Below are 12,089 nucleotides of genomic sequence, written 5' to 3'. Positions count from 1 at the left end.
TCAGTCTGCGAACACAGCCGGGGCGTCGGCAACCAGGCGGCGCAGTGTGCCGGTGAACTGGTCGCGCTCCTTGGCCGGGAGCTCGGTCAGCAACTGCTCCAGCTTGATCGTCAGCTCCTTGTGAAACCGCTCCAGGGCGTCCATGCCCTCGGCGGTCAGCGTCACCTTCACCGCACGACGGTCCTGCGGGTCCGGCTGCCGTACGACGAGGCCGCGGTGCTCGGCGCGATCGACCAGACCGGTCAGGCTCGAGCGCTCGACGCCGAGGGTCGCGGACAGCTCGGCCATGCCCGTCGGGCGGCTGCCGAGCGAGCACAGCATCTGCGCCTGCGCGGTGGTGAGGTCACAGCCGCGCCCGACTTCGGCGTACAGGGTGTGCACGAGGTGGGTGAGGCGGACCAGGCTGCTGGCCGCGCCGAGTGTCTCTTCCATCCGGTGCTCCCGCCGACTTGTGAATGTTCGTGGCACGAAGTAATTTGTTCGTCAGGTCAATAGTACGTGTCACGAAACAACTGCGGCAACAGAGGTGTGAACGATGGACTACGGGCATGAGCTGGTCTTCGGAACGTTTGTCACGCCGGCGATCGAGCAGGTCGACCGGGTGATCGCACTGGCCCAGCTGACCGAGCAGGTCGGGCTGGACCTGGTCACCGTGCAGGACCACCCGTACCAGCCGCGGCTGGCCGACGCGTGGACTCTGCTGAGCGTGATCGCCGCGCAGACGCGGTCTGTGCGGGTGGCGACGAACGTGGCCAACCTGCCGCTGCGGCATCCCGTCGTACTGGCGCGCAGTGTCGCCTCGCTCGACCTGATCAGTGGCGGGCGGGTCGAGCTCGGTCTCGGTGCCGGTGGCTTCCGCGAGGCCATCGCGGCGAACGGTGGGCCGCAGTTGACCGCTGGGGAGAGCATCGCGGCGCTGGAGGAGGCGCTGGCGATCATCCGCGAGGTGTGGAAGCCGGAGGGCGGCGGGATCCGGCTGCCGGGCAAGCACTACTCGGTGGACGGCGCCAAGCGCGGTCCGGCGCCGGCGCACCCGGTGGAGATCTGGCTGGGCGCCTACAAGCCGCGGATGCTGGCTCTGACGGGCCGGTCGGCCGATGGCTGGTTGCCGTCCAGCGGCTATGCCGGGCCGGACGAGCTGACCGCGATGAACAAGATCATCGACGAGGCCGCGATCGAGGCCGGTCGGGATCCGTCGGCGGTGCGACGCCTTTACAACCTGTCCGGGAACTTCGCTGGGCGTGGTGGATTTCTGCAGGGTCCGGAGGAGGTCTGGATCGAGCAGCTCACGGAACTGACGTTGACCGAGGGGATGAGCACCTACATCCTCGCCTCGGACGATCCGGACGCCATCCGCCGCTTCGCGGACGTCGCCGAGGGGGTGCGAGAGGCGGTCACCGCGGCGCGCTCGACGTCTCCCGCCGACCGTAGTGCCGTGTCGACGCCGGCCACGGCCGAGGTGTCCCGTCCCGCGGTGATCCGGAAGGGCGGCTTCACCGTCGTACCGACTCCGCCGCCGGCCGAACGCCGTAGCTCCGTGCAGGTTTGGGACGAGTCGGCCCGCCCGACCGGCCCCGCACTGGACCCCGAGCGCACCTACACGCCGCACGAGCTGGCGTCCGGCGGGCACCTCATCCAGGTCCACGACCATCTCCGTGCCGAGCTCGAGCAGATCCACGACCTGGTCGAGCAGGTCGCCGCCGGAACCATGGACGTCGGCGCCGCCCGCTCGCACATCAACACGATGACCATGCGCCAGAACAACTGGACCCTGGGCGTCTACTGCGAGTCGTACTGCCGCCTCGTCACCACGCACCACTCGCTCGAGGACGCGTCGCTGTTCCCGCGCCTGCGCCGGGCCGACTCCCGCCTGACGCCGGTCGTCGACCGCCTCCAGGAGGAGCACCTGGTCATCCACGACGTCCTGGAGGGCGTCGACAAGGCACTGGTCTCACTGGTCTCGGGCGAAGGAACGATCGACACCCTGCGTGAGGCTGTCAACGTTCTCGACGACACGCTGCTGTCCCACCTGTCCTACGAGGAGCGCGAACTCGTCGAACCGCTGGCTCGGCTGGGCGTCGTGTAGTTCCGCGGTACGCCGTACTGACGTGCCCCGTGCAACTGGTTGAAGCTACTTCGCCTCGCCCAGCAGCGACGCGAGGATGTCCAGCAGCCGCAGGGTCGGCGCCTCGGCCAGTACCTTCGCCGCCGAGGTCGCCGGCTCGGCGATCAGCCGGGTCTGCAGCACCTTGAAGTCCCGCACGTTCGCCGGGTTGACCAGGTCGCGGTGCACCGCCGCGAGGAACTCCGCGCCCGCCGAGGCGTCGCTGTAGGTCATCCGGATGAAGCTGTCGCTGACCGGGAAGAGATACGGCCGCTTCAGGTGCAGCAGCTTGCCCTTCTTCGAGTGCCCGAACCCGCGGTGCCCGGAGAACTTCTCGTCCAGCGCCATCGCCGCGTCGAACAACGCCGTCCCCGGCGCCGCGTCCTCCAGCCGCGCGTCGACCGGAATCGCCGCGAACTCTTTCTCCGCGTCGACCTCCAGCAACCACACGATGTCCAGCGCCCGCAGGTCCGACCCGATCACCATCGTCCGGGCCAGGTCCTCCAACGTCACCTTGTCCGGCTCCGACCCACCGACAGTGGTCAGCCCCGGAAGCCCGTCGTAGTACTTCAGCACCGCACCGTTGGACTCGCAGTACAGCCGCAACTGCGCGATGGCCTCGTCCACGACGATCTTCCGACTACCGATGTTCATAGCCACACCCTCACACTCTTGGTGGCGAACCCGCCAGCCGGACTGAGCGATCCGACCGGGAATCCGATCAAATCCGGATGCGGTGCATCGTAGGGGAAGCCGCCGCGCCTCCGCCCACAGGGTGACGCCTAGTTGTCCACAGCCGGTGACAAGGCCACCCGTAACCACTCGCCACGACCGTAAACTCAACCGAGAGCCGACGGGGCGCCCTACCTCGTCATCGATTCGACAGACAGGCACCGTGATGGACAAGTGCCCGGTGTGTTGTACGAGCTTCCTGACCGTGCAGCCATACGAGATGTGGCCCCCGCCTGCAGGGCTCCCGATCCGGCCGCCGTATCGGGACTACCTGGGCCAGCCGTCGTACGAAGTCTGCCCACGCTGCGGATTCGAGTTCGGGAACGACGATGATCCGGGAACCGCTCCTCCGGTGTCCTTCTATCAGTACCGGGCTGAGTGGGAGGCGAAGGGGCGGCCGTGGTTCGACAAGAGTGTGATGCAGGAATGAGGCTGAGCCGCAGCTCAAGGTGCGACCTGCGTTCGGCCGGCAGAACACGCGCCTAGCGTCGTGTCGGACGCGCAAGTGGTGCATTCACTCGAACCTCTCGAGGTTGCGGTCATCGGTGGCCGGGCATCGCGAAGTACAACCAAGTGCCTGAGAGCCGACGGGCGAGGGGGGCAGCGGGCTGCGGTGGGCGCTGTCGCGGCGTCCGGGGCTGATCTGTCGGTCACGTCGAACAACCGCCGTAGGTCGGGTGTGTTCCGAGGTCGCGGCCGGCGGCGGAGGAGCGCGAGTGGCCGTTCGTTGTGGCTGTGACCGCCACGGCCGTGTCGCTCGCCCCAAAGGAGCCGGCATGGCGCGAGCCGAGTTGGCCCTTCCATCGTTGGGCTGAGGCCGAGGCGGCCACCGGTGGTGACCACCTCGGCTCGCCGTCAGTCAGGCGGTTGTTGTCAGGATGCGGAGCGCCAGGACGGTGATGATCGCGCTGGAGGTCAGGGCGGTGAGTAGGCGGGCGCGGGGGCTGGTTAGGAGGCGGCCCAGTAGGGCGCCGCCGGTGGACAGGGCGAGTTGCCAAGACGCTGAGGCGAGGAAGGCTGCTGTGATGAAGATGGCTTGTTCTGCATAGCTGGGGGTGGTGGCGTCCTGGGTGCCCAGGACGAGGGCGGTGAAGTAGATGATCGTGGTGGGGTTGAGGAGGGTCATGCCGAGCAGGGTGAAGTAGGCCCGGGTTGGCGTGGGTGGGGGAGGGATGGGCTTAGTGGAGTGGAGGCGGCGGTGGTGGGTGATGGCTGTGGCGGCACCGCGGGCGGCTAGCGCCAGGAGGACCGCTACTGAGATCCATTTCAGGGGCGTGGTGATGGGCGCTAGGGCTGGGGCGATGGCTGAGCCACCGAGGGTGGCGATGAGGGCGTAGAGGCCGTCTGCTGTGGCTACGCCCAGGGCTGCTGCGGCGCCGACCTTCAGGGTCGTGCGGGCGGTGAGGGCTACCAGGTAGGTGCCGATGGCGCCTACCGGAATGGCGATGCCGTAGCCGGCGACCAGGCCCGCGACGAGCGCGGTGATCACGTGCGGGAGGTGATCGCTCCCGACGGTCGGCCGGTCTGCTGCTTGGCCGCCACCGGGACATCGGTGGAGGTCAGGAGCATGGTGGCGGTGGTCGTGGTCATGGGTTGATCGTCGGACTGCTGCGCGGCGGATTCAAGTGAATTACCTGTGGACCGGACCGCCGCGGTGCGGGTGGCGTGTCTGGCCGTGCGTGAGACTCGGCCGCTTCGATCTGGGGATCGCTTGGAGGGTGGCTCGCCGAAGCCGGTGTGTCGATGCATCCGGATGTCGTTGCTGTTGGCAACAGATGGCCGAGGTGAGACAGCTACGCACTCCCGAGGACGCTCTCGGCGCGATCCAGCGAGGCCTTGATCGTCGCTGGCAACGCTGCACGAGCCGCTGTCGTCGGCATTAAGACCACCGGAAACCTCGGACATCACGACGCCGGGGGACCTCGGACATCAAGACGCGCAGGGCCTACAACCCCGCTGACGCGGATCAGTGGCTGGGGCGTTCCGCAGCGCGTCGTAATGGGCAGTGTGGTGAGCAAGTGGGATCGTTCGCGGGTGCGGGTGCGGGTGCGGGTGCGGCGGCGCGGGCGGGTGCGGCTGCAGAGCGCCGGGCCGCGCGGACCGCCGATGCTCGCCGGCTCCGCGGACGGCGCCGAAGCCACGGCGGCGCTGCAGCGGTTCAACGCGTTCGGCGGCGAAGTCCCGACCCGGGACGCGATGGCGGCCAAGGTGCGCCAGCCGCCGAGCGGTACGGGCGCAACGCCTACATCCGTTCTGCTGCGGGCGGGCGGGTTGGCGGGCTGGATCAGAGTTGGTGGGCGTGGGCCTTGGTGGGGGAGAGGAACAGGAGGGTCGCCTTGGCCTCGGCCGGGAGCATGGTGGTGTAGGCCTGGAGTTGGGGTGTGTAGTGGGCTATGCGGGAGTCCAGGGCTGCGGCGGGGATGGCGTCGGTTTTGTAGTCGACGATCATCAGCGTGCCGTCGTCTTCTCGGTAGAGGAGGTCGATGAAGCCTTCGAGGACCGTGCCGTCTGGTTGGGGGATGCCGACGAACGACTCTCGCCAGTGGTCGCGGGTCGCAGCCCGCTGGACGATCTCCGAGGAGAGGGCTGAGCGGACCAGGGCCTGGACGACGTCGGCGTACTCGGCTACGCCTTCGGCGACGCACTGGGACTGGACGGCTGCTTCGAGGCCGGCGGCGGTGGTGAGGTCGATGACCTGGAGAACGCCGTGTACGGCTCGGCCGATGGCGGTGCCGTAGCGGCCCTTGGACCAAGGCGGGAGGTCGATGTCGCGGGCTGCTTTGGCCGTACCGGGATCGGCTTCGTGGAGGGCTACGTCGGGGCCGGTGCCTTCCAGGCCGGAGGGGCTGTGGCTGGAACGGCGGCGGCTGGCGGCGCGGGACTCGGCGATGCGGGCTTCCCACTCGGCGCGGTTGATAGGTGGCGCGATGTTGCGAGGGGAAGTCGTGGAGGTTGTTGGTGAGGTTGGCGTGGGGGTCTCGATGGTTGCCGGTTGGGGTTCCTGATCGGCGCGGGGGAGGCGGTGGATGTGGGGGACGTCCAGGGCGTTGGCCGACGTGAAGAGTTCGGCGTTGCTGGAGTGCCTGCGGGTGCCGGAGCGGTGGAGCGAGACGACGAGGTGGTCGCGGGCTCGGGTGGCCGCCACATAGAGGAGGCGGCGGCGTTCGTAGTCGTCCATCTGTTCGTCGACTGGTTGGACCAGGTCGAAGTCCTCGGTCTGGATCGAGGACTTGAGCTTCACGGCGTAGCCGCCGTCCGGGGGCCAGAGGACCTGGACGCCGCGTTGACGGTTCGGTGAGGCGGTCATGCCGGAGAGGATGACGATCGGGAACTCGAGGCCCTTGGCGGCGTGGATGGTCATCACTCGGACGGCGTCCGCGTCGGTTTCGGGGAGGACGGCTTCGGCCACGCGGGAGGTCTCTTCGCCTTGGTGGGCGGCCCAGGCAAGGTAGGCGCGGAGGCCGCCGTGTTCGACTTCGGACCAGGCGCGGGCCTGGTCGACGACGAAGCGGATGCGGCGCCAGGTGTCGCGGGCTCGGGGGCCGGTCGCGGCGACTTCGAGGATTCGGCGGTCGGCGACGATGGTGGCGAGGACTTCGCTAGGGGTGAGCCAGCGGGAGGCGTAGTAGGTCTTGCGGAGCCACTCCATTGCCTCGCCGACGGGGTGCGTCAGCAGGTTGTCGGGGACGGGGGCGGTGAGGGTGAACGAGCCGCCGGAGTGTTTCCAGGTGAAGAGGTCGTCGTCGCCGCAGCCGAACAGGGGAGACCGGAGGGCCGTGACCAGCGCCAGTTGGTCGCTGGGGTCGCCGAGTGCGCGGGCGCAGGCGAGCAGGTCGCGGACCTCGGAGGTTTGGTAGACGAGGGAACTGGCTTCGGCGCGGTATGGGATGTCGGCGCGGTCGAGGGCGTCTTCGAGGAACGGCAGCGAGGTGCGGGCCGGGACGAGGATGGCGATGTCGCCGGCGCCAGCTGGACGCCAGGTGGCGGTCTTCTCGTCGTAGACGGTCCACTGCTCGGTGAGGGCTCGGGTGATGACGGTGGCGACGTCGGCGGCTTCGCGTTCGCGGAGGAAGGAGGCTTGGGCGCGGGGGAGGTCTTCGTGGGGTTCGGCGCCGAGGATGGTGACGGCGGGACCGCCGGGGGTTTCGGTTGCCGTGGTTGGGGTGTCGGCGGTGCCCACGGTGGGGGTGCTGGCGACTGTTGGTGGGGTGGCGGGGTTGTCCTTGGGGGACCAGCCGGGGATGGCTGTGGCTGCGGTGAATTCGGTGTTGGTGGTGTCGTCGTCGGGGGTGTGTGGGACGACGGTGAGGTGGCGGCGGATTGACGTGACGGTGGCGAGGGGTTGGTCGTCGGGGTCGTCCGTTGGTGGGTCTTCGGCGGGGTCGGAGTCGTCGAAGAGGGAGAGTTGGTCGCCGGTTGCCGGGGTGCCGATGCGGCCGGTGAGGTCGGCTGGGGTTGAGGTCGCTGCGGCCGAAGAGGAAGTAGAAGAGGTGGGGAGGTTGGTTGGTGTGGACTGGTCGGTGGCCGGGGTGGCCGGGGTGGGCGCGGTGGCGGGGGAAGGGCGGTGTGGGGTCAGGGGGTGGTAGGTGGGTTGGGCGTCGGGGGCGGGGGTGATGAGGGTGGTGAAGACGGTGTTGATCCAGTCGAGGACTGGGGGGACGGTGCGGAAGTTGGTGGTGAGGGTGACGGTTTCGCCGAGTAGGGACTGGGCGGTCAGGTAGGTGGCGATGTTGGCTCGGCGGAAGCGGTAGATGGACTGTTTGGGGTCACCGACGACGAACAGGGAGCCGTCGGGGATCTCGATGTCGCGCCAGTCGTCGGCGTCGCCTGCCGCGCCGGCGGCGATGCGGACGGCCAGTTCGATCTGGATCGGGTCGGTGTCCTGGAACTCGTCCAAGAGAAGGCGTTGGTAGCGGTCCTGGAGCGCGGAGCGGACGGCGGGGTCTCGGCGCAGGAGATTGCGAGCGAGGACGAGCAGGTCGTGGAACTCGAGGCGGCCTTCGGTGCGGCGGCGTTCGGCGGACTCGAGCACGCGTTCGGCGATCCAGTGGGAAAGGTGCCTGAGGCAAGCATCTAGGAGCAGCTCGACGAGGGAGCCGGCCACCTCGATGACCTCGGCGCAGTCGGTGCGGCTGCGGGTGATGTCGGGCCAGTTCTCCTTGCGGCCGATCTTGCCGACCTTCAGGGTGCGCAGGGCGTGCAGGACGGCGAGCTGGGTCTCGGCGTCGGTCGCGGCGGCCAGCATCACGCCGAGGTCGCGGATTCGCTCGATCTTCGGCAGCAGGCGATCGTCCTCGGCGCGGCAGTCAGCGGCGGAGGCGCCGATCTTGGCCGCGGCGGCGATCAGGCCGCTGAGGTCGGGCATCGCGACGAGCTCGGGCGGGTCGACCAGGACGCGTTCGCCGATCAGGTCCCAGTCGTTGCCGAACAGGCGGGCCAGCGAGCGGAGATGCTTCAGCTCGACGCCGACGGCCATCGCCAGCAGCAACGGCTCGGCGATGGAATCGTCGTCCAGCAACTGCTGCTGCAGCTCGGACCAGCGTTCCTCGAAGGCGACCGACGAACCGACCTCGTCGAGGACGTCGATCAACGGCGGCAGGCCGGCCTCGATCGGGTGCGCGAGCAGGATCTGCTGGGCGAACGAGTGCAGCGTGCCGATGGAGGCGGAGTCGAGATCGTCCAGGGCCTCGTCGGCGCGCTCGCGGTCCGGTCCCTTGCGGGCCTTTTCGAACTCGACGCGCAGCCGGTCGCGCAGCTCCGCGCCGGCCTTCTCGGTGAAGGTCACGGCGGCGATCGTGCGCAGCGGTACGCCGTCGCGCAGCACCAACGTCGTCACCCGGTCGACCAGCGCGTGCGTCTTGCCGGAGCCCGCGCCGGCCTCGACGAACAAGGTCGTCTCGGTGTCGTTCCGGATCTGGTCCCTGGCTTCCGCGTCGAGCAGCTCAGTCATCCAGTGCCACCTCCTCGAACGCGGGCAGGGCGCTCGGATCGATCAACCGGACCAACCGCTCCAGCAGCGGGTCGAACCGCTTGCGCTCGTAGCGCGCCCGGACTTCGCTGTGGCCGATCCCGTCGGGGTTGCAGTACTGGCACTGCACCCAGAGGAAGTCCGGTACGTCGGGCGCTTTCGGTGGAAAGTATCCGGCCGCGATCGACGAGACGATCACATCGAGCGCGTGCACGTACCGCTCGGCGACCTCCGGGGTGAGCGGCACGGGAATCCGCCGGCCACCCCTTCGAACGAACCAGTACGCCGCCTCGACCGGCGTCGACTCGTCACCGAGCCGCGCCCGTGCGGCGTAGGCGTAGACCGGGAGTTGCAGCTTCGTCCCGGCCGCGACCGGATCGGTCTCGATCGCCTCGTACCGGGAGAAGCTGCCGGTCTTCACGTCGGTGACGTAGATCGTGCCGTCCTTGCCGAGGTCGACCTTGTCGGCCGAGCCGCGCAGCAGCACGCGGCCGGACGGCACCGGGATCTCCACCGGCGGCTCGCCGTCCGAGCCGAAGCGCAGCTCGCTGGCCACCACCGACGCGTCGTGCTCAGCGCGCCAGTGATCGTCGTCGTCGAGCAGGTTGAGCAGGTCGCCCAGGATCCGGAGTCGCTCGCGCTGCCACAACCGCGGATGGCCGGTCAGACCTTCAGCCTCGAACCGGTCGGCCAGGTCGGCGCCGATCGCCAGCAGCAGCGACCGCTGCTCGGCCGTCCAAGGCTCGCCGTACCCGGGCAGAGAACCGGCGAGCCGGCTGACGAACGCGTCCAAGCTGTTGTGGATGATATTTCCGATCTGGGCCGGCGAGATCACCAGCAGATCCTCCGGGGCCTCCAACGGCTGGACCTGCAGCAGCCGCTCGACGAAGTACGTGTGCGGGCACGACGCGTAGGACTCCAGTGACGTCGGCGACGCGATCCGCTCCTCGCGCGCGAAGTCCGGCAGACCGGCGACACCGGACAGGTTGCCGTCGAACCGGGTGAACTCGTCACTGCTACGGGCCCGGAGCAACAACCGGGCGCGGTCCACGACACCGTCGGACAGCGCCAGCCCCGCCGTCGCGGCGCGGACCCGCCAGTCCTGCTCGGTGGCCGGCATCCTTGCCGTGGTCAACGACCCCGCGTACGACGCCGAGGTCAGCAGGCGGTCGCCGTACGACGTCTGGTCCCACAAGGTGGCCGCCAGGGCGTGGTCGCCGCTCAGCTCTCGCAAGGTCCCGAGCAGCCAGCGCGTCGGCAGACGGCGGCTCGATCGGCGCAGATCGCCGCGCGGGAACGACGCGACCACCCGCGACGATCCGGCCGAGAACGCGGCGAGCAGGTGTCGCTGCTTCTCGTCGAGCCGGTCGCGCGCCGACGCCAGCTCGGGCGCCGCCGCTTCGCGGACCCGGTGCGGCAGCAACGCGTCCTCGTGCAGGCGGCCCGGATAGATGTCTTCGGCGAGTCCGACCACGTAGACCACGTCGACCGCCAGGCCGATCGCCGCGGACAGCGGAGCCACCAGTACGCCGGTGCCGAACGTGCCGACCCGGGGGAGCGATTGCTGCAGCTCCAGGTCGAGTACGTCGCGCAGGATGCTCAAGCTCGCCGGTGTGCCCAACTCGTCCAGCGTCGACAGGCCGCGGAGAGACCCCTCGACCGCAACGGCGGCGTACTGCTCCTCGGCCGGCAAGGACGTGTAGTCGCCGAGCAGATCGTGGAACAGCCGGAGCACCACCTCGGACAGCTGCGACCAACTCTCCATCACCGCGGCCGCACGCAGCCGGCGCCGCAGCTCGCCGACGAACAGGTGCATGCGCTGGGCGTGGGACGCGTTGTACTGCGCGCGGCGGACCACAGCGGGCCTCGGGTCGTCCGCGAGCTGCTCCTGATCGGCGGTGCGGCGCTCGTTTTCCGCGTACTGGCCGAGGCGGACCGCCCAGTCGTCGCCGCGGACGACGCCGGCCGCGCGGGACAGCCGCTCCCATTGCGGTACGGGGATCCGCTCGCCGGTGAAGTCACGGGTCGGCGCGTTCGCCAGGGCGCGGAACAGATCGGCTCGGGGCAGGTCGTCGTCGACCAGCGCGAGCACCTCCAGCAGCGTCCGCGCCAGCGCTCGCTCGTGCACCGGACGCGTGCCGGGCCCGTTCACCGTGATCTTGGCGGCCGTGAGGTGCTCGTGCAGGAGTCGCGCGTACGGCGAGGCTGCCGAGTACAGCACCGCGACCCGATGTGCGGGCGTCTTCTCCAGCACCGTCACGAGATCCCTGACGACGCAGCGAACCTCGTCGTCGGCGTCCGACGCGTTCAGCACCTCGGTCGCGACCGGGTAGTTCTTCGAGATCGACGGCGGCAGGTCGATCCCGATCCGCTCCAGCGACCGCCGGACCGCCCGGTCGGCGCGCCGGACGTCGGTCAGTCCGACGACGACGGTCAGATCGGCGGCCGCGATCCCGAGCGAGGCGACGAACGACGCCTCCGCCTGGCTCAGCTCCTGCGGGAGGTAGAGCACCAAAGACCCAAGCTCGGCAACGACGGACGGCTCGGTCTCGGCCCGGGCCGCCGCGGCGCGCAGCAGGTCGGTCTCGTCGTACCACTGCTCGCTGAGCTGGTCGCAGACCATGCGGTGCAGGTGGACCAGCGAAGGGCCGAGCCCCGAAGCGGCCGACACCTTCTCCAGCGCGGGATCGCTCAGGTCACGCAGCTCCCGATGCGCTGCAGCAAGCGCTTGGATGGTCGACGGATGATCGGCGACCTCCTCGAACACGCCGGGCGCCTTGGACAGCGCGGTCCGCCAGGTCGCCGCGACGATGGGCCGGGTGGCCGGCCGTCGCGGCGCCAGCAGCCCGGCCGCCAGTTGCTCGGCGAGACGGGACAGCGTCGCCAGATACAACGCGGCGATGCCTGTGGAGGCAAGAAAACGGCGGGCCACCACACCGGTCAGGTTGTCCGGCAGCAGCAGCGTGACGGGCTTCATCGGGTCGTCGGCCTTCAGCCGCGCGACGACGTCGGCCAGCCGCTCCAGCGCCGCCGCGCCGTACGCCGTGGTCTCGATCCGGGTCCCGCTCACTGTGCCCCCGATCCTGTTTCGCTGTCAGGAAAGACGCTAAACCCTGCCACAGACATAATTTCTCGCCCACGACGGCCGCCCAACGACCTGAGCAGGACTTCAGCAGGAACTCTTCGGGAACCCGGTCGGCACTCACCGCCTGAACGGCGCAAAACCACCGTGCAGAAAGGGGAAGGCACGCCGTGTCGCTGCGCGCCGCGCGATCGGCTCCGACA

6 protein-coding genes are annotated in these 12,089 nt (G+C 69.4%); 1 reads left to right on the top strand and 5 read right to left on the bottom strand.

Annotated features, from left to right (window positions below; translation table 11 throughout):
• Nucleotides 1–432: a MarR family winged helix-turn-helix transcriptional regulator gene (locus BWI15_RS14015; protein ID WP_077014727.1), complete on the bottom strand. Its 432-nt coding sequence runs from the start codon at nt 430–432 to the stop codon at nt 1–3.
• 103 nt (nt 433–535) lie between these two features.
• On the opposite strand from BWI15_RS14015, the gene BWI15_RS14010 reads away from it, so the two are divergent.
• The gene (locus tag BWI15_RS14010) at nt 536–2,086 is read left to right on the top strand and encodes an LLM class flavin-dependent oxidoreductase (protein ID WP_077014726.1); all 1,551 of its coding nucleotides are present in this window, start codon (nt 536–538) and stop codon (nt 2,084–2,086) included.
• A gap of 45 nt (nt 2,087–2,131) precedes the next feature.
• Here the strand turns inward: BWI15_RS14010 and BWI15_RS14005 are convergent, their stop codons facing one another.
• The 4 genes from BWI15_RS14005 to BWI15_RS13985 all read right to left on the bottom strand — a co-directional run bounded on the left by BWI15_RS14005 (nt 2,132) and on the right by BWI15_RS13985 (nt 11,874).
• A complete protein-coding gene (locus BWI15_RS14005; protein WP_077014725.1) occupies nt 2,132–2,758 on the bottom strand; it encodes a DUF6308 family protein in 627 nt (208 codons plus the stop codon).
• Between the two features lie 937 nt (nt 2,759–3,695).
• The gene (locus BWI15_RS13995) at nt 3,696–4,325 is read right to left on the bottom strand and encodes a LysE family transporter (protein WP_077014723.1); all 630 of its coding nucleotides are present in this window, start codon (nt 4,323–4,325) and stop codon (nt 3,696–3,698) included.
• Between the two features lie 795 nt (nt 4,326–5,120).
• Nucleotides 5,121–8,786: a UvrD-helicase domain-containing protein gene (locus BWI15_RS13990; RefSeq protein WP_077014722.1), complete on the bottom strand. Its 3,666-nt coding sequence runs from the start codon at nt 8,784–8,786 to the stop codon at nt 5,121–5,123.
• Complete coding sequence (locus BWI15_RS13985) at nt 8,779–11,874, bottom strand: PD-(D/E)XK nuclease family protein (protein WP_077014721.1); 3,096 nt, start codon at nt 11,872–11,874, stop codon at nt 8,779–8,781. Before BWI15_RS13985 ends, BWI15_RS13990 begins: the two co-directional genes overlap by 8 nt.
• Nucleotides 11,875–12,089 lie beyond the last annotated feature (215 nt).

Origin of the sequence: Kribbella sp. ALI-6-A, assembly GCF_001984195.1 — a bacterium.
In the GTDB taxonomy this organism is placed as follows: domain Bacteria; phylum Actinomycetota; class Actinomycetes; order Propionibacteriales; family Kribbellaceae; genus Kribbella.
The sequence above is the reverse complement of the archived record's forward strand: the minus strand, read 5'-3'. Positions and strand labels throughout refer to the sequence as shown.